The 23005-nt window shown below is 62.0% G+C and carries 22 protein-coding genes; 13 read left to right on the top strand and 9 right to left on the bottom strand.

The features are described 5' to 3' along the window. The first annotated feature begins 109 nt into the window (after positions 1–109). Together xylB and PSH78_RS11960 are read left to right on the top strand one after the other, a co-directional pair. Positions 110–1597 (top strand): xylulokinase, encoded by a 1488-nt coding sequence (gene xylB / locus PSH78_RS11965; RefSeq protein WP_305500714.1) that lies wholly within the window; start codon positions 110–112, stop codon positions 1595–1597. A 12-nt stretch (positions 1598–1609) separates the two neighbouring features. After that, positions 1610–2548 carry a carbohydrate kinase gene (locus PSH78_RS11960; protein ID WP_305500712.1) on the top strand — a complete coding sequence of 313 codons (939 nt, stop codon included), beginning with the start codon at positions 1610–1612 and terminating at the stop codon, positions 2546–2548. A gap of 75 nt (positions 2549–2623) precedes the next feature. On the opposite strand, the gene PSH78_RS11955 is transcribed toward PSH78_RS11960, so the two are convergent. The 4 genes from PSH78_RS11955 to PSH78_RS11940 form a co-directional block, all read right to left on the bottom strand. Next, positions 2624–2908, bottom strand: coding sequence for a DUF1652 domain-containing protein (locus PSH78_RS11955; protein WP_305501230.1), 285 nt, complete (start codon positions 2906–2908; stop codon positions 2624–2626). Positions 2909–3283: 375 nt separating this feature from the next. Continuing rightward, entirely contained in the window at positions 3284–4291 is a 1008-nt protein-coding gene (gene ilvA / locus PSH78_RS11950) for a threonine ammonia-lyase, biosynthetic (protein WP_305500710.1), read from the bottom strand. 389 nt (positions 4292–4680) lie between these two features. Beyond that, the gene (locus PSH78_RS11945; protein ID WP_305500709.1) at positions 4681–5832 is read right to left on the bottom strand and encodes a PQQ-dependent sugar dehydrogenase; all 1152 of its coding nucleotides are present in this window, start codon (positions 5830–5832) and stop codon (positions 4681–4683) included. A gap of 40 nt (positions 5833–5872) precedes the next feature. Next, positions 5873–6214 (bottom strand): hypothetical protein, encoded by a 342-nt coding sequence (locus tag PSH78_RS11940; protein ID WP_305500707.1) that lies wholly within the window; start codon positions 6212–6214, stop codon positions 5873–5875. 221 nt (positions 6215–6435) lie between these two features. Between PSH78_RS11940 and PSH78_RS11935 the strand changes: the two genes are divergently transcribed. Beyond that, a complete protein-coding gene (locus PSH78_RS11935; RefSeq protein ID WP_305500705.1) occupies positions 6436–7326 on the top strand; it encodes a Ku protein in 891 nt (296 codons plus the stop codon). A 33-nt stretch (positions 7327–7359) separates the two neighbouring features. Next, complete coding sequence (ligD, locus tag PSH78_RS11930; protein WP_305500703.1) at positions 7360–9348, top strand: DNA ligase D; 1989 nt, start codon at positions 7360–7362, stop codon at positions 9346–9348. A 5-nt stretch (positions 9349–9353) separates the two neighbouring features. Here ligD and lpxO read toward each other — a convergent pair whose 3' ends face one another. Beyond that, positions 9354–10253 (bottom strand): lipid A hydroxylase LpxO, encoded by a 900-nt coding sequence (gene lpxO / locus PSH78_RS11925; protein WP_305500699.1) that lies wholly within the window; start codon positions 10251–10253, stop codon positions 9354–9356. 406 nt (positions 10254–10659) lie between these two features. Between lpxO and PSH78_RS11920 the strand changes: the two genes are divergently transcribed. Both PSH78_RS11920 and PSH78_RS11915 read left to right on the top strand, forming a co-directional pair. Next, positions 10660–12249 (top strand): ABC-F family ATPase, encoded by a 1590-nt coding sequence (locus tag PSH78_RS11920; RefSeq protein WP_215005954.1) that lies wholly within the window; start codon positions 10660–10662, stop codon positions 12247–12249. A 302-nt stretch (positions 12250–12551) separates the two neighbouring features. Further along, entirely contained in the window at positions 12552–13745 is a 1194-nt protein-coding gene (locus PSH78_RS11915) for an MFS transporter (protein ID WP_305500695.1), read from the top strand. Here PSH78_RS11915 and PSH78_RS11910 read toward each other — a convergent pair. Both PSH78_RS11910 and PSH78_RS11905 read right to left on the bottom strand, forming a co-directional pair. Next, positions 13739–14776: a dienelactone hydrolase gene (locus tag PSH78_RS11910; RefSeq protein WP_305500694.1), complete on the bottom strand. Its 1038-nt coding sequence runs from the start codon at positions 14774–14776 to the stop codon at positions 13739–13741. The genes PSH78_RS11915 and PSH78_RS11910 overlap by 7 nt on opposite strands. Before the next feature lie 183 nt (positions 14777–14959). Then, on the bottom strand, positions 14960–15568 hold the full coding sequence (locus PSH78_RS11905) for an FMN-dependent NADH-azoreductase (RefSeq protein WP_305500692.1): 609 nt from the start codon (positions 15566–15568) through the stop codon (positions 14960–14962). Positions 15569–15696: 128 nt separating this feature from the next. Here PSH78_RS11905 and PSH78_RS11900 point away from each other — a divergent pair, with 128 nt between their 5' ends. Further along, positions 15697–16605 carry a LysR substrate-binding domain-containing protein gene (locus PSH78_RS11900; protein ID WP_305500691.1) on the top strand — a complete coding sequence of 303 codons (909 nt, stop codon included), beginning with the start codon at positions 15697–15699 and terminating at the stop codon, positions 16603–16605. Continuing rightward, entirely contained in the window at positions 16602–16952 is a 351-nt protein-coding gene (locus PSH78_RS11895) for an MmcQ/YjbR family DNA-binding protein (protein ID WP_305500690.1), read from the top strand. Before PSH78_RS11900 ends, PSH78_RS11895 begins: the two co-directional genes overlap by 4 nt. 138 nt (positions 16953–17090) lie before the next feature. On the opposite strand, the gene PSH78_RS11890 is transcribed toward PSH78_RS11895, so the two are convergent. Next, positions 17091–17513, bottom strand: coding sequence for a DUF1294 domain-containing protein (locus PSH78_RS11890; RefSeq protein ID WP_305500688.1), 423 nt, complete (start codon positions 17511–17513; stop codon positions 17091–17093). Further along, positions 17510–18340 (bottom strand): undecaprenyl-diphosphate phosphatase, encoded by an 831-nt coding sequence (locus PSH78_RS11885; protein ID WP_305500687.1) that lies wholly within the window; start codon positions 18338–18340, stop codon positions 17510–17512. The genes PSH78_RS11890 and PSH78_RS11885 overlap by 4 nt, the downstream gene beginning before the upstream one ends. Before the next feature lie 269 nt (positions 18341–18609). On the opposite strand from PSH78_RS11885, the gene PSH78_RS11880 reads away from it, so the two are divergent. The 5 genes from PSH78_RS11880 to PSH78_RS11860 all read left to right on the top strand — a co-directional run bounded on the left by PSH78_RS11880 (position 18610) and on the right by PSH78_RS11860 (position 22974). Then, positions 18610–20244, top strand: coding sequence for a methyl-accepting chemotaxis protein (locus PSH78_RS11880; RefSeq protein ID WP_305500685.1), 1635 nt, complete (start codon positions 18610–18612; stop codon positions 20242–20244). Between the two features lie 306 nt (positions 20245–20550). After that, positions 20551–21114 carry a nicotinamide riboside transporter PnuC gene (gene pnuC, locus PSH78_RS11875; RefSeq protein WP_305500684.1) on the top strand — a complete coding sequence of 188 codons (564 nt, stop codon included), beginning with the start codon at positions 20551–20553 and terminating at the stop codon, positions 21112–21114. After that, a complete protein-coding gene (locus tag PSH78_RS11870) occupies positions 21111–21635 on the top strand; it encodes an AAA family ATPase (protein WP_305500682.1) in 525 nt (174 codons plus the stop codon). Before pnuC ends, PSH78_RS11870 begins: the two co-directional genes overlap by 4 nt. Before the next feature lie 309 nt (positions 21636–21944). After that, positions 21945–22394, top strand: a complete 450-nt coding sequence (locus PSH78_RS11865) for a hypothetical protein (RefSeq protein WP_305500681.1) — start codon at positions 21945–21947, stop codon at positions 22392–22394. A 1-nt stretch (position 22395) separates the two neighbouring features. Continuing rightward, positions 22396–22974, top strand: a complete 579-nt coding sequence (locus PSH78_RS11860) for an adhesin (protein ID WP_305500680.1) — start codon at positions 22396–22398, stop codon at positions 22972–22974. Positions 22975–23005: the final 31 nt, after the last annotated feature.

The raw sequence follows: 23005 nt of genomic DNA, 5'->3' as shown, positions 1-23005 counted from the left end.
GCAGGTAAATTTTGGGGCCGCTTCGCAGCCCAGCGGGGATAAATCCCCTCGCCACAGGTTGTCCCTTACCACGGTGTTGTATCGACTGCTCTTTGATCCGAGGATTTCCATGGCAAACCAACAACTGTTCCTGGGCATCGACTGCGGCACCCAAGGCACCAAGGCGCTGATCCTCGACTCGATCAGCGGCCAGGTACTCGGCCAGGGCTCCGCCGCCCACGACATGATCAGCGGTGCCAACGGCCGCCGGGAACAAGACACCCGGCAATGGCTCGACGCGTTCACCCAGGCCACTCGGCAAGCGCTGGCGGATGCACAGGTCGATGGCCAGTCGATTCTCGGCATCGGCGTATCCGGCCAGCAGCACGGCCTGGTGTTGCTCGATGACCAGGGCCAGGTCCTGCGCCCGGCAAAACTGTGGTGCGATACCGAGACGACCGCGGAAAACGATCGTCTCCTGGCGCATCTCGGTGGTGAAGAAGGCAGCCTGGAACGCCTCGGTGTGGTGATCGCCCCGGGCTACACGGTGTCCAAACTGCTCTGGACCCGGGAACAGCACCCGCAGGTTTTCGAGCGGACCGCCAGCATCCTGCTGCCCCACGACTTCCTCAATTACTGGCTTACCGGGCGCCATTGCAGCGAGTATGGCGATGCCTCGGGCACCGGCTACTTCAACGTCCGTACCCGCCAATGGGATCGCGCGCTGCTGCGCCATATCGACCCCAGCGGCCGGCTGGAGTCGGCCTTGCCCGAGCTGATCGAGGCCCATCAGCCAGTCGGCAGGATCCTGCCCGAGATCGCCGCACAACTGGGCCTCAACCCCGACGCGGTGGTCGCCAGTGGCGGCGGCGACAACATGATGGGCGCCATCGGCACCGGCAACATCCAGCCCGGCGTGATCACCATGAGCCTCGGTTCCTCCGGCACGGTGTATGCGTATGGCGCGGAGCCCGTGGTCAGCCCGCAAGCATCCGTGGCGACGTTCTGTTCGTCGAGCGGCGGCTGGCTGCCGTTGATCTGCACCATGAACCTGACCAACGCCACCGGAGCGCTGCGCGAGCTGTTGGAACTGGACATCGATACGTTCAACACCCTGGTGACCCAGTCGCCGATCGGTGCCGAGGGCGTGTGCATGCTGCCGTTCCTCAATGGCGAGCGCGTCCCCGCCCTGCCCCATGCCACCGGCAGCCTGCTGGGCCTGACGACCACCAACCTGACCCGGGCCAACCTCTGCCGCGCGGTGGTCGAAGGCACGACCTTCGGCCTGCGTTATGGCCTCGACCTGCTCCGTGCCAACGGGCTCAAGGCCCAGAGCATTCGCCTGATCGGCGGCGGCTCGAAGAGCCCGGTCTGGCGACAGATCGTCGCCGACATCATGGACACCACCGTCATCTGCACCGAACAGAGCGAAGCCGCTGCCCTGGGCGGGGCGATCCAGGCGGCGTGGTGTCATGGCGCCGGGCAAGCCTCCCTGGCCGACCTGTGCGAGCGCTGCGTGAAGCTCGACCCGGCCAGCGAAACCCGCCCCGTCGCGACCCACGTCGCGGCGTCACAACAAGCCTACGAACGTTACCGGCAATACGTCGCAACCCTTTGAGAGCAAGCAATTATGTATCTGGTATGTGGTGAAGCGCTGTTTGATTTTTTCAGCGCAAACGAAGCGCAGACTCCGGCTTCGCAGGTGAATTTCAAGGCGCTCGCCGGTGGTTCACCGTTCAACGTGGCGGTGGGTTTGCGTCGGCTGGGGATCGAGTCGGCGCTGTTCACCGGGCTGTCTACCGACTATCTGGGCCGCCGCTTGAAACAGGTGCTGGTGGACGAAGGCGTCAGCACTCAATTTGCCCAGGACTTCGAGGCCCCCACCACCCTGGCCATGGTTGCTGTCGGCGCCAACGGCTCGCCCCACTACAGCTTCCGTGGCGAAGGCTGCGCAGACCGGCAATTGAGCGTGGAGCATTTGCCGACGCTGGGCCCGCGAGTGCGCGGCCTGCATGTGGGTTCGTTCTCATTGGTGGTGCAACCGGTGGGCGATACACTGCTGGCCCTGGTACAACGCGAAAGCGGCCGGCGCCTGATCAGCCTCGACCCGAACGTGCGGCTCAATCCGCAGCCAGACATCGAGTTGTGGCGTTCACGGATCGCGACGCTGGTGGAATATGCCGACCTGATCAAGGTCAGCGATGAGGACCTGAGCCTGCTCTACCCTGATCGGGATCCCCATGAAGTGATTGGTGGCTGGCTGGAGCACCGCTGTCAGTTAGCCTTCCTCACCCGTGGCGGCCAGGGCGCAACGGTGTTCAGCCGCCAGCATGGCGTATGGTCGCTTCCCGCCTGCCCGGTTCAGATCGCCGATACGGTGGGCGCGGGCGACACGTTCCAGGCTGCGCTGATCGCTTGGCTGACGGAACAGCAACTGGATCATGTGGAGGGTTTGCATTCGCTGAGCGCGGAGCAGATTGGGAAGATGCTGGACTTCGCCATGCGCGCTGCGGCGCTGACGTGCGGCAAAGTCGGGCCAGACCTGCCCTATCGGCAGCAACTGGTCTGAAACGAATCGAAAACTGGACGCCGGGTTCGAACAACGTCGGACCCGGTCGTCAGGTGTGCAAAGGTCGGGCGGTGCTTAACGCCCGCTCATCCGGTGTTGCTGGTGGAAATAGTTTGCGTGGCCGTGACCCTGGCCACGGTCGAGTTCGGTACGCAGTTCCGCAATCAGATCGTTGATGGCGCGGCAGCCGGTGAGCTTGGTGGCGTCAATATCGCTCTTGACCAACGCCACGCGGTCGGTCTCGTGGTCGTCGTAGATTTTAACGGTCATGGACAGATCAGGTGACAAGGTGCATTGCGAGCGTTTGGGCAGCAGGCTGCTTTCAATGATGTTTCGCATTTCGAGGGCAGATAAAAACATGGCAACTCTCTCCTTTTGAGGCAGCCAATTTATGTTCACGACGGCGGTATTTTCGTCCGATTCTTCCCTGCGGACAGGACTTCGAATGCCGTGCCGTTCGTTCATTTTGGCGTTTTCTGGTGTTGGAGCCCGTCATCGGACTCTGATATCAACCCGCAAGAAATATGCCTGTAGCCGTTTACATCGGTACTGTTACAAATCAGTTACTTAGCCAGCAGTTCCAGCGAAGCGGCCATGCAAAATGCAAGGAAACGCTGTTTTATCCATGCAAACTGCAATCGCCCGCTCGATCTGCCAAGCTCAGAGTAGCCACTATTTCGACTTCATGGGCGGCGCCCGTCGGCGACTTCAGGAAATCGGACGCACGGAGCCCTCTCAAGACGCAGCCACCGCCGCGCGCTCTGCCACATGGCCCAAGCTGTCGAAGTTGATGTTGGCGCCAGAGTTGATCGCCACCAGGGTCTGGCCTTGCGCTCCGCGGTCCGCCACGTAGCGCTTGATCCCCGCTACCGCCAGGGCGCCCGATGGCTCGGTGATCGAGCGGGTGTCGTCATAGATATCCCGGATCGCGGCGCAGAGCTGGTCGTTGCTGACGGTGATCACTTCATCGACGCAGAAACGACAGATATCGAAGCCATGGGCGCCGATCTGTGCGACGGCCACGCCGTCGGCGAATGTGCCGACGCTCGCTAGCGTCACCCGCTCCCCTGCTGCCAGTGCGGCCTGGAGGCATGCGGAGTGTTCCGACTCGACGCCAATGACGCGCACCTCCGGACGCAGGTATTTGACGTAAGCCGCCACCCCGGCAATCAAGCCGCCACCGCCGACCGGAACAAAAATGGCATCCAGCTGACCTGGGTGCTGGCGCAGGATCTCCATCGCGACGGTTCCCTGCCCGGCGATGACTTGCGGGTCATCGAACGGTGAGACGAATTCCCGCCCGGTCTGCCGAGCCAGGTCCAGGGCGAACTCCAGGGCGAATGGAAAACTCTCACCGTGCAGCAACGCTTCGGCCCCGCGACTGCGCACGCCGAGTACTTTCAGTTGCGGCGTCGTGCGCGGCATGACAATGCACGCCGAGATACCCAACGCTTGAGCCGCCAGCGCCACGCCTTGGGCGTGGTTGCCCGCCGATGCGGTGATCACGCCACGGCTGCGTTGCTCCGGGGTCAGTTGCACGAGCTTGTTATAAGCGCCGCGGATCTTGAACGAGAACGTCGGTTGCAAGTCCTCGCGCTTGAGCAGAATCCGGTTGCCCAAGAGCTGGGAAAGCGCCGCAGCCGCTTGCAGTGGCGTGGGCACCGCCAGTTCGTACACCGCAGCGGCAAGGATCTTCTTGACGTAGTGTTCCAGCAGCGTCTGCTCGGGGCTGGTTGGGGTCATGGCGGTCTCCTGGTCGGGTAAAGCCCTGGAGACAGAAAGAAAAAACCCGCCTCTAGGGCGGGTTGGGTGCAGTCGTCAGCTAGCCCGCCAGATAAGGAATGGCGGTAATAATGCTTGGCTGGCTGCGCAGTACGGTGGAATTCATGGTTGGAAACTAGCCGCGAGGGGCCGGGAAGTCAACGAAAAATCTCCAGTCCAAAGCGGTTCACTTGAGAAGCAGGTGAATCCGTGGCGAGGGGATTTAGCGAAACGTCGCACCGCCCCGCTGGGGTGCGAAGCAACCCTGAAACCTGCCACCAGGGAGTGCCAGGTTGGTCGCATTCAAGCTCTTTGGGGCTGCTGCGCAGCCCAGCGGGGATAAATCCCCTCGCCACAACTTCATAGCACGGCTATTGCTTCAGCCCGACCTTGTACAGCGCACCGTCATCGTCGTCCGTCAGCACATAGAGGAAACCATCCGGCCCCTGGCGAACATCGCGGATACGCTCCTTGAGCTCGCCGAGCAAACGTTCTTCATGAACGACCTTGTCGCCGTCGAACTCCAGGCGAATCAGGTCCCTGGAAACCAGCGCCCCGACAAACGCGTTGCGTTGCCAGGCCTTGAACCGGTCATTGTCGTAGAACGCCATGCCGCTGAGCCCTGGCGATACCTGCCAGACGTGATGGGGGCCGACGGTACCCTTCGCGGTCTTGCCTTGGGCCTCGGGAATCGGCGCGCCGGAATAGTTGTCACCGTGAGTCGCCAACGGCCAGCCATAGTTCTTGCCGCGCTCGATGATGTTCAGCTCGTCACCGCCCTTGGGACCATGCTCGTTTTCCCAAAGCGTGCCATTCCAGGGATTGAGCGCGGCGCCTTGGGGATTGCGCAAGCCGTAGGACCAGATCTCCGGACGGACGTTTTTCTGGCCCACGAAGGGGTTGTCGTCCGGCACCTTGCCGTCGGGATAGATCCGCACGATCTTGCCTTGCAGCTTGTCCAGGTCTTGTGCGGTCGGACGGTCGTTGTTTTCCCCCAGGGTGATGAACAGATAGCCGTCCCGGTCGAATACCAGGCGCGAACCGAAATGGTTGCCCGTCGAGAGCTTGGGTTGCTGGCGGAAAATCACGTCGAAGTTGTCCAGGCGCGTCATGTCGCTGGACAACTGCCCACGGCCCACCGCCGTGCCGGCCTTGCCATCCTCGCCCGCCTCGGCATACGACAGGTAGACGGTGCGATCCTGTTTGAAGTCCGGAGACAGCACAACATCCAGCAAACCACCCTGCCCCTTGGCCCAGACATCGGGAACACCGCTCAACGGTGCAGACAATTTCCCGTCGGCCTTCACCCATCGCAGGTTACCGGGACGCTCCGTGACCAGCATGCCCTGCTGGTCCGGCAGGAACGCCACGGACCAAGGCCGCTCCAGCCCCCGGGTGACCGTGGTGACTTCGACGGTGCCGTCCTCGGCCTTGAATTGCTGGACTGACGCGGCAGAAGCCGGCGTTGAAAGGGCCAGGGCAGCGCTGGCGCAAAGTGTTGCCAGGAATGTTTTACGCAACATGCACACTTCCTTCTGTGGTGGTGTTGATCGGCACGGTGTCTCAACGATTGCCGTTAATGGTGTGCCGGGGAGGCGTCGGCGACTCGATGGTCGGGCGTGGCGATCCCGCTGGCGGCCCGGAACGCGGGTAGCCGTTGCCGATGCCACCATTCTCCAGGGTCGGCGGCCGGGGCACCGGAACCGTCGGGTTGTTCCTTATGCCCGGCACGTTGGGCTGGGTGCCCTGCATGCTGTTCGGGTTGGCCCTACGAATCGGGCTGTTGTAGGGATTGTTGTTGCCCGGCAGGTTCTGCGCCACGAGTACTGGATCGGCGCCGGGCACAGCCGCCTGGGCGGTGGCTGCCGTCAGCAGCACCAGAGCGGCGAGTATCAGCCTGTTCATCGAGACCTTCCTGATTCATGAGATGGCACCCGCATTTCGAAAACACGCTACGCCGCAGGTTCGCCGTTGTTAAGCAAAATATCCTCATGAAGATGTAACCAGGCGTCTCCAACTCAGCGCCCCTGAAGGCCCCCAACCGCAGCCAGCCGGCGCCCGGCGGAAACTTTTCCAGAGACCCAAGGGTCACCAGAGAGACTATTCACCGGCAAGGAAACTCCACCATGGCACGGGCTATCTGGAAAGGCGCAATCAGTTTCGGGCTGGTCCACATTCCCGTGGCCCTGGTGTCGGCCACCGCGTCCCAGGGCGTGGATTTCGACTGGCTGGACAAACGCAGCATGGACCCGGTGGGCTACAAGCGGGTCAACAAGGTGACCGGCAAGGAGGTGACCAAGGACGACATTGTCAAAGGCGTGCAATATCAGAAAGGCCAATATGTGCTGATCAGCGAAGAGGAGATTCGCGCCGCCCACCCCAAGTCCACCCAGACCATCGATATCTTTTCCTTCGTCGACAGCGAGAAGATCCCGCTGCAGAACATCGAAAAGCCGTATTTCCTCGCGCCTGACAAACGGGGCGGCAAGGTCTACGCCCTGCTGCGCGAAACCCTGCTCAAGACCAACAAGGTCGCGCTGGCGAATGTGGTGATGCATACCCGCCAGCACCTGGCCGCGCTGATGCCCCTGGAATCGGCCCTGGTGCTGGTGCTGCTGCGCTGGCCCGCCGAAGTCCGCGAACTCGACGTCCTGGAACTGGGCGACGAAGTCACCAACCCGACGCTGGCGAAGGGCGAACTGGACATGGCCAAACGGCTGGTGGAAGACATGAGTGGCGACTGGGAACCCCAGGAGTATCGCGACAGTTTCCAGGAAAAGATCATGGAACTGGTGGAGAAAAAAGCCACCGAAGGCCGGCTCGAAGCGGTGGAAACCGACCCCGGCGAAGAACAGCGCAAGACCGCCGACGTCATCGACCTTACCGAGCTGCTCAAGCGCAGCCTCGGCGGCAAGGGCAAGACGGCGGAAAAACCTGCCGAAAAGCCTGCGGCAAAATCGACCAAGACGCGCAAATCCGCTCCTGCTAAAAAAGCCACCAAGGCCTCCCGGGGCTAACCCCCGGGCGCCTGTAATACAAGGGAATCTGTCATGGCCAAGGCCGAGAGTGAATATGCCCGCCTGTCCGCCGTGGAGGCGGATGAACCAACGACTCGTAGCCGTACCCGCCGGAATGCGCAGACCGACACGGGGCGAATCCCCGAACGTCTGTCGCCGCAGCTGGCCACACCGGTGGAGCAACCGCCGGCCGGTGAGTGGCGCTATGAAGTGCAGTTTCATGGCTACCGGTTGATGGCGCGTATCGAGAATGGCGAGGTCCGGCTGTTCAATCGCCACCATGCGGACTGGACCGATCGCCTCACGCTGCACGCCGACGCCCTGGCCCAGTTGAATCTGGGCGACAGCTGGCTCGACGGCGAACTGGTGCTGCTCGATGAGACCGGGCATTCCGACTTCCCTGCCCTGCGCCAGGCCTTCGAGATCGGCCGCAGCGTCGACATGCTGTATTTCCTTTTCGACGCACCGTTTCTCAATGGCGTCGACCTGCGCGACAAGCCGGTTGAAGAACGCCGCGCAGCCTTGAAAAATGCGCTCAAAAGCAACGCCAGCAAGCGCCTGCGGTTCTCCGAGGCGTTTTCCGCCAGCCAGCATGACATCTTCGAAAGCGCCAGCGCCCTGTCACTGGACAGCGTGGTTGGCAAGCGTCTGGGCAGCCCTTATGCCTCGGGACGGAACGCCGATTGGGTCAAACTCAAATGTCGGCTGCGCCAATGCTTCGTCATCGTCGGGTTCACCCGCCCGCAAGGCACGCGCAACGGCTTCGGCGCACTGTTGCTGGCGGTCAACGGGCCGTCGGGGCTGGTCTATGCCGGCCGGGTCGGCACGGGCTTCAGCCAATCCCAACTCAAACAACTGCATGAACAGCTATGTGCCTTGGAACGCGAAACGTCGCCACTCGACCAGCCGCTCAAAGGCGCACCGGCGCGCGGCGTGCATTGGGTCGAGCCGACGCAGGTCTGCGAAGTCGAATTTGCCGAATGGACCCGCGACGGGCTGGTGCGTCAGGCGGTGTTCCTCGATCTGCCGGGCGACCGGCAGGTCAGTCGAGTGACGCGTGAACAACCCATGCCCATCAAAGCCACGCCCGCCAAGCCCAAACGCCGCAGCAAGGCCGACACGGCGAAAGTCGACGGCGTGGTCATCACCCACCCGGACCGCGTCATCGACAGCGTCAGCGGTGTGCAGAAAGCCGAACTGGCCCAGTATTACCTGGACATCGCCCCCTGGATCCTGCCGCATCTCAAGTTGCGGCCGGTCTCCCTTGTACGGGCGCCGGAAGGCATTGGCGAGGAGCTGTTTTTCCAGAAGCACGCCGATCGCCTGGAAATCCCCCATATCAGGCAACTCGATCCGACGCTGGACCCGGGCCATGCGGCCCTGATGGAAATCGACAGCATCCATGCCCTGGTCGGCGCGGCGCAGATGGGCGCGGTGGAACTGCACACCTGGACGGCGACCCATGACCGGATCGAGACGCCCGATCTGTTTGTGCTGGACCTGGACCCGGATCCGTCGTTGCCCTGGAGCGCCATGCTCGACGCGACGCGCATGACCCTGTCAGTACTCGACGAGCTGGGTTTGCAGGGGTTTCTCAAGACCAGCGGCGGCAAAGGCATGCACGTGATCGTGCCACTGGCGCGTAGCGAGGGGTGGGACGTCACCAAGGCCTTTGCCAAGGCCATATCGCAGTTCCTGACCCGGCAGATGCCGCAACGGATCACCGCGACCATGGGCCCGAAAAACCGCGTGGGCAAGGTCTTTATCGACTACCTGCGCAACGCCCGCGGTGCCAGCACCGTCGCCGCTTATTCGGTGCGTGCCCGGCCGGGCCTGCCGGTTTCGGTACCGATCGCCCGGGACGAACTCGCCGGCCTGCGCAACGCGCAGCAATGGGATATCCATACCGCGCTGGAACGGGCCAAGGGCCTGGGCGCCGATCCGTGGGAAGGCTACAACCATCGCCAACGGATCACGGCGAAGATGTGGGAGCAGCTGGAGGCTGAAAAACCGGGCGGCTGAACCGTTCAGATCCAGATGAAGATCGCCAGCAGGCCGCCAAAGAACGCCCATTTCTGCAGGTAATACAGCTTGCGATTGCGCTTTTTCAGCGCTTTGCCTTGCAGGCGGATCTTGTACAGCCGGGAAAACGCCCGGTTCAGGCCACCGGTCCGGTCCCCGGCGTCATTCGGCGCGCCAGCGGCGGCCATCACGGTACGGCTGAACCAGCGATTGAAGGCGGTGGCCCAACCAAATCTCATCGGCCGCTCCACGTCGCAGAACAGGATGATGCGGTTCTGCGCCGTGGTGTTCTCGGCGTAATGGATGAACGTTTCGTCGAACACCACCGCCTCGCCGTCGCGCCAGTGATAGGCCTCGCCGTCGACATTGATATAGCAGCCGGCGTCGTTGGGTGTCTGCAGGCCCAGGTGGTAGCGATAAGACCCGGCATACGGATCGCGATGACGCACCAGCTTCGAACCCGGCGGCAGCTCGGCGAACATCGCGGCCTTGATCGAGCCGATGCTCTGCACCAGTTCGGTGGTGCGCGGGCACAGCTTCATCGCCGAGGGATGGCTGTCGCCATACCACTTCAGGTAGAAGCGCTTCCAGCCAGTCTTGAAAAACGAGTTGAAGCCCACGTCGTCATATTGATCGGAGCGTTTGATCTCCCCTGCTTGCAGCAGGCTCTGCCCTTCGGCGCGGATCTCTTCCCAATGCGCCTGCAAGGGGCTCAGGTCGGGAAACTGGGCCGGGCTCAGGAAAGGCCTGTTGGGCAGTTTCGAACACAGGTAGAGCAGGCAATTGATCGGCGCAAGGAAGGATGAGTGATCGCTCAGCTGGCGCCCGAGTTTATGCCGCACGCGCCCGCGCAGGTGCACATAGCCAATGGAAAGTACGTAGATTGCGACAATAATGAGCTTCACGGATTCGGTCAGGGTCCAGAAGTGAACAGGCTGCTTCTCCGGGGCCAGCCAAGCGGCAAGGGAGATGGCGTCGAGTGAGATGGCATTTTAGCCACAGTTGGCGATTTAAAGTTATCCCCGCGTTGTGAAAAACTGTCTTGCCTGGGTTACACCCTATCGTTAACGCGGCCAGATCAGTACAATCGCCGCCAACTATCAAGCGCCCCCTCTGGCTGACACCGGCAATCCCGGCTTCGGCGCATATCCACTCGGGCCAGGCGCTCCGTATGCAGCTGTCCTCTTATGCCGGATGGACCCTTGCGCCAGTGACCGCCAAGCCGCTTGCGCGGTCGCGACTTGCGCAAACAGGTACTGAACAGGTACTGCCGCACCCTTAGCTACTCTGAATGTTCCGCAGGATAAACCTTTGATCTCTACAGCTAACATCACGATGCAGTTCGGCGCCAAGCCACTGTTCGAAAACGTCTCTGTCAAGTTCGGCGCGGGTAACCGCTACGGCCTGATCGGCGCCAACGGTTGCGGCAAGTCGACCTTCATGAAAATCCTCGGCGGCGACCTCGAGCCGTCCGGCGGCCAAGTGATGCTCGAGCCGAACGTGCGCCTGGGTAAACTTCGCCAGGATCAGTTCGCCTACGAAGAATTCACCGTGATCGACACCGTGATCATGGGTCACGAAGAGCTGTGGAAGGTCAAGGCCGAGCGCGACCGCATCTATTCGCTGCCGGAAATGACCGAAGAAGACGGCATGGCCGTGGCTGAGCTGGAAACCGAATTTGCCGAGATGGACGGTTACACCGCCGAATCTCGCGCCGGTGAACTGCTGTTGGGCCTGGGGATTGGCATCGAGCAGCATTTCGGTCCGATGAGCGAAGTGTCGCCAGGCTGGAAACTGCGCGTATTGCTGGCCCAGGCGCTGTTCTCCGACCCGGAAGTGCTGCTGCTCGACGAGCCGACCAACCACCTGGATATCAACACCATCCGCTGGCTGGAAAACGTGCTGACCCAGCGTTCGAGCCTGATGATCATCATCTCCCACGACCGTCACTTCCTGAACAGTGTCTGCACCCACATGGCGGACCTGGACTACGGCGAGCTGCGCCTGTTCCCGGGCAACTACGACGAGTACATGACCGTGGCGACCCAGTCCCGCGAGCAACTGCTGTCGGACAACGCCAAGAAGAAAGCACAGATTTCCGAACTGCAGTCGTTCGTCAGCCGTTTCTCGGCCAACGCCTCGAAAGCCAAGCAGGCCACCTCCCGCGCCAAGCAGATCGACAAGATCCAGCTGGCCGAGGTCAAGCCATCGAGCCGCGTCAGTCCGTTCATCCGTTTCGAGCAGACCAAGAAGCTGCACCGCCAGGCGGTCATTGTCGAACGCATGGCCAAGGGTTTCGACGGCAAGCCGCTGTTCAAGGATTTCAGCTTCACCGTCGAAGCCGGTGAGCGCGTGGCGATCATTGGCCCGAACGGCATCGGCAAGACCACCTTGCTGCGCACCCTGGTCAATGAACTGGAACCGGATGCCGGTACCGTGAAATGGACCGACGCCGCAGAACTGGGCTACTACGCCCAGGACCACGCCCATGACTTCGAAGATGACGTCAACCTGTTCGACTGGATGGGTCAGTGGACCCAGGGTGGCGAGCAGCTGGTTCGTGGCACCTTGGGCCGCATGCTGTTTTCCAACGACGAGATCCTCAAGTCGGTCAAGGTCATCTCCGGTGGTGAACAAGGCCGCATGCTGTTCGGCAAGCTGATCCTGCAAAAGCCGAACGTGCTGGTGATGGACGAACCGACCAACCACCTGGACATGGAATCCATCGAAGCGCTGAACCTGGCGCTGGAAAACTATCCGGGCACGTTGATCTTCGTCAGCCACGACCGTGAGTTCGTGTCGTCCCTGGCAACCCGCATCATCGAGCTCAGCGCCGACGGCGTGGTCGACTTCAGCGGCACCTATGACGACTACCTGCGCAGCCAGGGTGTGTTGTTCTAAAACAGCCGCAAGCTGAAAGTGAAAGCCCTGTCCATGTGACAGGGCTTTTTTTTCATGACCGCGACGTAAAACCTGTGGGAGCGAGCTTGCTCGCGATGAGGCCCAGCCTGTCAGCATCTCATTGCGTGACCCACCGCCATCGCGAGCAAGCTCGCTCCCACAATGGCCCTGTTCCCATAGCAAAGTGGGTGACCTAGCTGACTATGAAGCTATCATTGATAGCGAACCGTTAGCCTGCTTCCTTTTCTCCCCCGCACGCGCCATGATGAAGCACTCTTACCGCTGCCCGCGAACGAGCTGCCATGCCAACGCCCCAGCCCGCCCCAAGTTCCCTGTCGATCACCTTGCAGATCGTCTCGATCGTTTTTTATACCTTCATCGCCTTCCTCTGCATCGGCCTGCCGATTGCCGTGTTGCCTGGGTATGTCCATGAGCAACTGGGCTTCAGCGCCGTGGTCGCCGGGCTGACCATTGGCTCGCAGTATCTGGCGACGTTGCTCAGCCGGCCCATGGCCGGGCGCCTGTCGGACAATGTCGGCACCAAGCGGGCGATCGTCTACGGCCTGGTGGGCATCCTGCTCAGTGGCGTGCTGACGCTGTTGTCGACGCTGCTGCAAAGCTTTCCGTTGCCCAGCCTGTTGATCCTGATTGCCGGGCGTTTGCTGCTCGGGGTCGCCCAAGGCTTGATCGGCGTCGGCACCATCAGCTGGTGCATGGGACAGGTCGGCGTGGAACACACCGCCCGCTCGATTTCCTGGAACGGCATCGCTTCCTATGGCGCCATCGCCATCGGCGCACCGCTGGGCGTGGTCATGGTCGGCGGCCTGGGTTTCGCCAGCCTGGGCATCGCCTTGTCCTTATTGGCTGGCGGCGCATTGCTGCTGATTCGCAACAAACCCTCGGTGCCGGTCGTTCGCGGCGAGCGCCTGCCCTTCTGGGCCGTGTTCGGACGCATTGCACCGTTCGGGACGAGCCTGTGCCTGGCCTCGATCGGCTATGGCACCCTGACCACCTTCATCACCCTGTTCTATCTCAGCCGAGGCTGGACCGGCGCCGCCTGGTGCCTGAGCGTTTTCGGCATCTGCTTCATCCTGTCACGGTTGCTGTTCATCTCCAGCATCGCCCGCTTCGGTGGCTTCAGTTCGGCCATTGTCTGCATGAGCATCGAGACCCTGGGCCTGGTGCTGCTGTGGCTGGCGCCGTCCACCGCATTCGCCCTGGTCGGCGCGGGGCTGGCGGGCTTCGGGTTGTCGCTGGTGTACCCGGCGCTGGGCGTGGAGGCTATCAAGCAGGTGCCCAACAGCAGCCGCGGCGCCGGGTTGAGCGCCTATGCGGTGTTCTTTGACCTGGCACTGGCGATTGCCGGACCGTTAATGGGCGCGGTGGCATTGAACCTGGGCTACTCGTCAATCTTTTTCTTCGCCGCCTTGCTGTCGATCATCGGCCTGGGCCTGACGCTCGTGCTGCGTCGGCGAGCCGAAAGCCCGCATCACTGATCGGCGGTCCGCAGGCCCGCGCGGGTCGGTTTTCCCAACGCCTGGCTGAAGAAGCGACTGGCTTCGGTGATCATCGTGCGGTGGATGTCCTTGCGATCAACGCCGTCGGCATCGGTGCACAGCGCCGGCATCGCGGCGATCTGCTCGTCCGTGCAGGGCGCCATGAAAACAAAGTGCCCCGCCCCGGCCAGGGTCTTGAAATCCGGCGCGGTAGGCAGCTTGCGCGCCAGGGCCGCAGCGTTCTTGTCGAAAGCCACCAGTTTGTCGCCGTCGCCGCTGTAGAGCAGCACCGGCACATGGACATCGGCCAGCGTGTGCCGACCAAACTTCAAACTCAACGGCGCCATCAGCAACAGCGCGCGGACCCTGGGATCGGCCACCGGATACAGGTCATCGCGGTCGGCGATCAGCTCACCCTGGGTATTGCAGGCGTCACGGTCATCCGGTCGCTCCTGGCAATAACGGCGCAGGCGATTGAGGTCCGGCGTGGCGCCGGACAGGATCAGCGCGGTTTCGCCACCGGCCGAATAGCCGATCACACCCACCTGCCCGGCGTTGACGAAGGGCGCCAGCATCGGGTCATTCAGCGTCACGGTGATGGCTTCGGAGATCTGGATCGGCCGCCCGTACAAGTTACTCAGCGTACCGAGCCGGCTGTGATCCTGGGCGTTATCACCGGGGTGAATCACCGCCACCACGACGAAGCCCTTGCGAGCCAGCGACGTGGCCAGATCATGCAGGGCCAGCGGCGTGCCGGTATTGCCGTGGGACAGCATCAGCAGCGGAAACCGCCCGATGGCGATCTGTGCATCCGCCGCCGCATCGATCTGATAGCCGCCCAACAGACTGGATTGCTCCTTCGCGGTGGAGGGGTAAAACGCGATGGCATGCATCGGCTGGTGGTCCAGCGGATCAGGAAAATCCAGCTCATGAAAGCCCGCGCTCCAATGCGGATGTGGCGCCGGCGCGGCCTGCACCGAACCGAGACCGCTGACCCAGCAAAACAGCAGCAGCGCACCAAGACGCATCATTGAATAGTCCACCCTCACCCACCCACCGGGAGCCACGTCGCTCGCCGCTCCGGCCATGCACGACCTGCGCCATGATTGCCAGCGCCAAATGCAGGAAAACCCTGCACCCCAGCCATCCGATGACGACGAGAATACAGGGTTTTCCGAAGGTTGCCCGCAGAGCTTGATGCCTCTACGCAAGCCTTACGCAGCGGCGAACTGCTGGCTGATCTGCAGCTTGGCCTCGCTGATGGCCTTGGTGCGCATGTCGTCACCGTAAGCCAGGCCTTCAGCGCGAACAAATTCGATGTCGGTAATGCCGAGGAAACCGAACATCAGCCTCAGGTATTGTTCATGCCCCACGCTGCTCGGTTGACCGGCATGCAGGCCGCCCGAGGTGGAAACGATGACCAGCTTCTTGTCGCCACACAGGCCTTCCGGGCCGGCTTCGGTGTAGCGGAAGGTCTGGCCGGCCACGGCGATGCGGTCGATCCAGGCTTTGAGTTGGGTCGGGATGCTGAAGTTGTACATCGGTGCTGCGATCACCACCGCGTCGGCAGCGAGGAACTCGGCCAGGGTCGACGCGCTGAGGTCAGCTTCGTGCTGTTGAGCGGCGTCGCGCAATTCGGCGCTGGTGCCGGCAGCGACCAGGGTCTGCGCGGAAAAGTGGCTGATGGCGTCAGCGGCCAGGTCACGATAGGTGACGTTGATAGCTGGCTCGGCGGCTTTCCAGGCTTGCACCAGTTCACGGCTCAGTTGGCGCGAAGCGGAGTTGTCGCCGAGGATGCTCGAATCGATGTGCAACAGTTTCATGTGAATGCTCTCCAAGTGAGGATCGCAACCAGGCGATCAATTGAGAACAATCCTATCGATGAAGCCAATCAGAAATAAGTCTGCAAGAATGTGATGGTTCGTTCCACTGACAGGACAATCGATTCGACATGCAAGACCTTAATGACCTTTATTACTTTGCCAAGGTGGTTGAAGCCGGTGGCTTCGCGGCCGCCGGGCGCTTGCTGGGCATCCCCAAGTCACGCTTGTCACGGCGAATCGCCGAGCTCGAAGAGCGCCTTGACGCCCGACTGCTGCAACGCACCACCCGCCAGTTGAAGCTGACCGCCGTGGGGGAACGTTACCTGCGTCATTGCCAGGCCATGTTGCTGGAAGCGGAAATGGCCGACGAAGCGGTGGCGAGCATGTCCAGCGAGCCCCGTGGGCGTTTGCGAGTGTCGAGCCCGGTGGGCCTGGCACACCAGTTCCTGCCGGTAATCATCGAAAGCTTCCTGGCAAAATACCCCCAGGTGCAGTTGGAGATGATCCTGCTCAACCGGCGCGTGGATCTGATCAGCGAGGGCATCGACGTCGCGTTGCGCGTCCGTGACCTGGGCGACGAAGACCCGCTGCTGATGACCCGGCGCTTGCGCCAGGCGCGCCTGACCCTGGTTGCCAGCCCGGCGCTCGTTGACGGGCGACAGATCGAAACCCCGGACGACCTCAGGCAATTGCCGGTGCTGGGAGCGCTGGAGGCGGATCGCCTGGTGCATGTGCGCTTGCTCAGTACCGCGGGGCAAAGCGTCGAGTTGGCCCTGGAGGCGCGCCTGGGCATCGACGACTTTATTGTGCGGCGCGCCTGCACCCTGACGGGCCTGGGCTTTACCTTGTTGCCGAGCATGTATTGCGAAGAAGAACTGCGCGACGGTCGACTGGTGGAGCTGTTGCCTGGATGGTCATCACCGGATGGCTGGCTCCAGGCGGTCTATCCTCACCGGCGCGGCATGCTGCCGGCGGTGCGCGCGTGGATCGATCATCTGGTGGAAGCTTTTGAACAATGTGGAGAAAGGACGCTATGAGCTTGAGCGAAGAGGACGTCGCGCGGTTTTGCCTGGGCTTGCCGGGCGCCCGGGAAGACTATAAGTGGGGCGGCGTGCGAGTATTTTCGATCGCCGGCAACAAGATGTTCGCCTTGCAGAACCTGCGGGGGGATTCGTTGGCGTTCAAGGTCGACAAGGACCTGTTTCTCGGCCATTGCGACCGCCCCGGTATTCATCCGGCGCCGTACCTGGCCAGGGCCCAATGGGTCATCATGCAAGTGCCCTACCCGCTGGGCGATGATGAGCTGCGCAGTTTGTTGCGACGTTCCCATCAGTTGGTGGTCAGCAAGTTGCCCAAGCGTACGCAGGTGGGGTTGTTGCTGTAGCGGCTCAGTCGGGTTGCGACCGCTGCATACCAATGTGGGAGCGAGCTTGCTCGCGATGGCGGCGCCACAGCCAATGAAGATGTTGGATGTACCGACGTCATCGCGAGCAAGCTCGCTCCCACAGGGGACGCGTACCGATCAGAACAACGCCAACAGATGGCCACCCAGGAACAACTGGTCGATCCAGAACCCCTGGTGCAACAACACGATGAACCAGAACACCACTTGAAACGACACTTTGCGGGTCTTGTGGCGAAACACCTGCTGGGCCAGCAGTGCGCCCGGCCAGCCACCGGCGAGTTCGACCGCGTGCAGAACGTTCTCCGGTGTGCGCCAGGCATCGGCGCGTGCCTTGCGCTTGTCGCTCCAGTAAAGCAGGAACGCCACGGCACTGACGACTCCGTAAGCCGTCATGGGCACCCACGACTCGCCCCGCAATCCAAGCAGCAGCGAGCCAGAAAGCGGCAACGCGCACAGAATCGCAAACACCATCAGCTTGAGGCGCAGGTTCTGCACGGCCCCGCCGGTGTTACGTGCGACTCGCCTGGCCGATTCGTTCAAGGCTGGGCAGCCGTCCAGTCGACCCAGCCGAATTGCCAGGTCGCCAGGATCAACAGGCCGAACGCAATCCGGTACCAGGCGAACACCGCATAACTGTGGCTGGCGATGAAGCGCAGCAGGCCCTTGACCGCGATCATGGCGAAGATGAACGCCGTGATGAAACCAATGGCAAACACCGGGAAATCCGCCGGGACGAACAGCTCGCGGTATTTATAACCCGAGTAGACCGCCGCGCCGACCATGGTTGGCATGGCCAGGAAGAACGAGAATTCGGTGGCGGTCTTGCGCGACAGGCCGAACAGCAGGCCGCCAATGATGGTCGCACCGGAGCGAGAGGTGCCGGGAATCATCGCGATGCACTGGGCCAGGCCGACTTTCAGCGCATCCTTCCAGGTCATGTCATCCACGGTTTCGGCGTGCACCGTGTGCTGGCGCCTCTCGGCCCAGAGCATCACCAGACCACCCAATACCAGTGCCGTGGCGACCGTGATCGGGTTGAACAGGTAATGGTGGATCCAGTCGGCAAGCAGTACGCCCAGTATCACCGCAGGAAAAAACGCGATCAACAGGTTGGCGGTGAATCGGCGCGCGCCGGGCTGGGTCGGCAGGCCCAGCACCACGTCGAAGATCTTGCGCCGAAACTCCCAGACCACCGCCAGGATCGCACCGAGCTGGATGATGATGTTGAACGCCATCGAGCGCTCCCCACCGAATTCAAGCAAGTCGGCGACGACGATCTGGTGCCCCGTACTGGAAATCGGCAGGAACTCCGTCAGCCCTTCTACCACGCCGAGAATCAATGCCGAAAAGGCCGTCCACAAATCCATTCATCCCCCAGAAAAGCCTGTCGTTTCAGGCCTTGTCGCTATTCAAATGTTACGCAAGTGCACGCAGCGGCTGCACGATAACCGCGACCTTGCAAAAAAAACCAATGAAAAATCAGAAGCGACTCAGGTTTTGCGCTGCGGGGCCGAAATCCTATCAGACAAGCCCTGATAACGCTGCCGCGTTATGACCCAGGTCAATCGCGCGTAGACGTCGAGCGTTAAAGTGCCGCCGTCGTTAATGACAAGAATAAAAACCGGAGTGACAGCGTATGAATAGCTTGCGCAGTGTATCGATCAGCCGACGCCTGTGGCTCATCCTGGTCGTGGCCATCGTGATGTTGTTCACGCTGGGCGCGTTCATGCTCAAGCAGATCCACACCGATCTGTATCAGGCCAAGGTGCAGAAAACCCAACATGTGGTCCAGACCGCCAGCGGCGTACTGAGCTATTACCATGGCCTGGAGACTGCCGGCACCCTGACGCGCGAGGCGGCGCAGAAGCAGGCGCTCAGCGCGGTGCGCGGCCTGCGTTATGACCAGAATGACTACTTCTGGATCAACGACCTGGCGCCGGTCATGGTCATGCACCCGACCAACCCGAAACTTGAAGGGCAGAACCTCTCGGCCATTCGCGATCCGAACGGTTTTGCGCTGTTCAACGAAATGGTCGCCATCGCCAAGGCCAAGGGCGCCGGCATGGTGAATTACCTCTGGCCCAAGCCGGGCGCCGAGGCACCGGTGGGGAAAACGTCCTATGTAAAACTGTTCGAGCCTTGGGGCTGGATCATCGGTTCCGGCGTGTACGTGGATGATGTACAGGCCGAATTCCGGTCCCAGTTGATCAAGGCTTCCTTGATCGGCCTGGCGATCACCTTGTTCATGGGCCTGCTGTTGACCCTGATCGTACGCAGCATCGTCCGGCCCCTGCAGGAGACAGTCAATGCCATGGCCAACATCGCCAGCGGCGAGAGCGACCTGACCCGCACCCTCGACACCCATGGCCAGGACGAAGTCACGCAATTGGCCAGGCACTTCAATGCCTTCACCGCCAAGCTGCGCCAGGTCGTGGGTCAGTTGCAGGCCTCAGCCAGTGAGTTGGGGCAATCGTCCAGCGACCTGGGCAACGATGCCGCCCAGGCCCAGCAGCGCAGCCAGCAGCAATCTCAACAGATGGAGCTGGTGGCGACCGCCATCAACGAAGTGACTTATGGCGTGCAGGATGTGGCGAAGAATGCCGAACATGCCGCCAGCGAAATGCGCGACGCCGAATCCCAGGCCCAGCAGGGCCAGGTGAACATCGACGGCAGCCTGCAGCAGATCGACCGGCTCTCCCAGACCATCGACCAGGCCGTGGAAGTGATCCGCACCCTGGCCAGCGAAAGCACCCAGATCGGCAGCGTGCTGGAAGTGATCCGCTCGATTGCCGAGCAGACCAACTTGCTGGCGCTCAACGCCGCCATTGAAGCCGCCCGCGCCGGCGAGCAAGGCCGTGGGTTTGCCGTGGTAGCTGATGAAGTGCGCTTGCTCGCCCAGCGCACGCAGAAGTCCACCGCTGAAATCCAGGCGATGATCGAGCGCCTGCAAAATCATTCCGAAGCCGCGGTGAAAGTCATCAGCGACAGCAGCCGTGCCTCGCAACTGACCATCGAGCAGGCCGGACTGGCCGGCGCCAGCCTCAACGCCATCGGCCAGGCCCTGCGCAACCTCAACAGCCTGAACGCCTCCATCGCCAGCGCCACCCTGCAACAGGCGCATGTGGTGGAAGACATCAACCAGAACGTCACCCAGGCCGCTGGCCTGTCCCACAGCACCGCCATGGCCGCGGAACAGTCGAGTGTGGCAAGCGCCCGCCTCAAAGGCCTGAGCGAACAACTGAACGGCCTGCTCAAGCAGTTTCGGGTCTGAGGCTGATGGTCCCACAATGGATTTGTGTTGGCCTCATATCTGTGTCCAGCGCAAATTCCCTGTGGGAGCGAGCTTGCTCGCGATGCGGTAGCACATTCAGCATTGATGCAAGCTGACCCACCGCCATCGCGAGCAAGCTCGCTCCCACGGGGGCTTGCGGTGGGCACAAGATCTGAGGGCAACACAAAACCAATGTGGGAGCGAGCCTGCTCGCGAAGGCGATAGCACAGCCAGCACCAGGATTGGAGCTCCGCCCGCCATAACGTTTACAATCCCCGCCCTCTTCGTCTTCCCCAAGGAACCGCCATGTCCGGGCTTGAACTGTTTGCCGCAGCCCTCGGCGTGATCGCTGTCTGGTTGACCGTCAAGCAGAATCCCTGGTGCTGGCCGATCGGCCTGGTCATGGTGCTGCTGTACAGCTGGTTCTTCTTCGACGTGAAGTTGTACTCCGACATGCTCTTACAGATGGTCTACGCCGTCCTGCAACTGTATGGCTGGTGGCAGTGGACCCGTGCCGGACACAATCACCACGGTCGGCAGGTGACGTATCTAGGTACGCCGTCAGTGCTGCTCAGCCTCGCCATCGGTGCGACGGGCAGTCTGATGCTCGGGGCGGCCATGGCGCACTGGACCGATGCTGCCCAACCCTGGCTCGACGCGGCGCTGACCGGTTTCAGCCTGGTGGCCCAGTGGTGGATGGCGCAAAAGCGTGTGCAGTGCTGGCCGCTGTGGATCGTCCTGGATGTGATTTTTGTCGGCCTGTTCGTCTACAAGGGCCTGTACCTGACCGCCGCGCTCTATGCCCTGTTTACCCTGCTGGCGGTGCAAGGCTGGCGGGAATGGCGCGCCGACCCGGCCCTGCGCACATGAAAGTAGTCGTACTGACCGGCCCGGAATCCAGCGGCAAGAGCTGGCTCGCCGGGCAATTGCAGGCGCATTTCGGTGGTTTGCGGGTGGACGAATACGTGCGCCACTTCATGGAGCAAACCCAGCGTGATACCTGCCTGGCCGACATCACCGATATCGCCACCGGGCAAGTCGCCTGGGAAGACGCGGCTCGCGCCCGGCAACCGGCGCTGCTGATCCTCGATACCCATCTGTTGAGCAATATCCTCTGGAGCCAGACCCTGTTCGGTGATTGCCCGGAATGGCTCGAACCCGCCTTGCTGGCGCGCCATTACGATTTGCATCTGCTGCTCAGCCCCGAGCAGGTCGAATGGGTCGGCGACGGTTTGCGCTGCCAGCCGGAGCTGGCAGAACGGGTGAGGTTTTTCGAGACCCTCAGCGACTGGCTGGTTCGCCACCAACAACCGTTCCTGTTGATTGAAGGCGACTGGGAGCAACGGCGCGAGCAAGCGTTTGCCGCCGTTGCGCGGCTCCTCCAGGCCTGAGGTTGTTTCATCGTTGAAACATCATTGATGCGCCGAGCCCAGATGCAAAGCCACTCCCATCCGTTACGACCCTGACTGTAAAGTCACTGATACACCACGCCCCGAACGCATGGATCCAGAGCCCTGCGGCAGCGGCGGCCCGTTGCGGGCCACGAGCCTGTCTCAGCGATGAAACAGGTTTCGCCCACGGATCTGCGCCCTTCTTACAAGCTATTGAATACGAAGTCTTTTTCAAACACGGCACAACACCTGCTCTTCCCTTCGCAGCGCTGACTAGGGCCAGCGTCCAGCGAAGAAGGAATCGATGTCATGGGGACTTCCAACAGAAATCTGACCTGTCTGTTGTTGATCGGCTGCGCCGTCGGTGCGACGACGCTCAGTCTGCCGGCCCAGGCCGAGGGTAACGGCGTCATCGTACTCGACCGCGACGTGCAACCGGTTCATTTCGGTCGCAATGGCGGCAAAGACCCCTACCCGACCACCGTCAATGCCAATCCGTCCGTCCGGATCAACCAGGCGACCGCCAGTACCGAGCTCAGCGACGGCGAATTTGCCGGTGTCGCCAGCGGCTCGACAATACGCAACACAATTACTCCGAATACTGGCGTGCAGGGCGTCAATGTCGTGACCAACCCCAACGGCATGCCGGGCATGAGTGCTGGCCACGGTGGCGGCAGCGGTGGCGCCATCTCGGGCACCATCAACCGCTCGCTGAGTTCTGGCCTGGCCCCTCTGGGTCGTTTGGCGGGAGGCCAGTGAGATGAATCCAACCTGGCTCATGGTTGTCCTGCTCGGCAGCTCCACCGTGCTCGCCGCCCCGGGCGTGGCGGTGGTCAACCAGGCCGACCTCGGAAATTCCGGCGGTCGTTACACCGGTAATTTCAACGTCAACCAGGCGGCCGGCGACCAGACGCAGCAGACCAACACCCGCGCCATCGCCATCGGCACCGATGCCCACGCAAGCACCGTCGTGCACCAGCGCCTCGATACGCCGGCCGACCCGTCGATGAACGCGAGCGCGCGTATCGGCGGCAGTTCTTTCACCAACGGCAACGGCGTGCTGGGCGTCAATCAGTCCGCCGGGGCCAACAACCAGATGGCCAATGTCATGCGCGTGGGTATCAGTGCCCACCCGCAGAGCATGGACGACAGCGCCCTTTCCCAACAGAACGTGGCGCTGGTACCGAACTCGGGAGCAACTGACACCCCAACCGGCAGTCGCCAGGTCGCCACCAGCGACCAGGCCTTCACCGGCAGCCGAGGGGTGATCCAGGTGAACCAGAGTGCCGGGGTGGGGAACCGCATGGCCAACACCCTGAGCATCCGGGTCGCAGACTGATCCGGCGCAGTGGATAAGAACGTACCGACAC

Source organism: Pseudomonas sp. FP198 (genome assembly GCF_030687895.1).
Classification (GTDB): Bacteria; Pseudomonadota; Gammaproteobacteria; order Pseudomonadales; family Pseudomonadaceae; genus Aquipseudomonas.
Note: the sequence above shows the minus strand (reverse complement) of the source record. Positions and strands in the feature narration are given on the sequence as shown.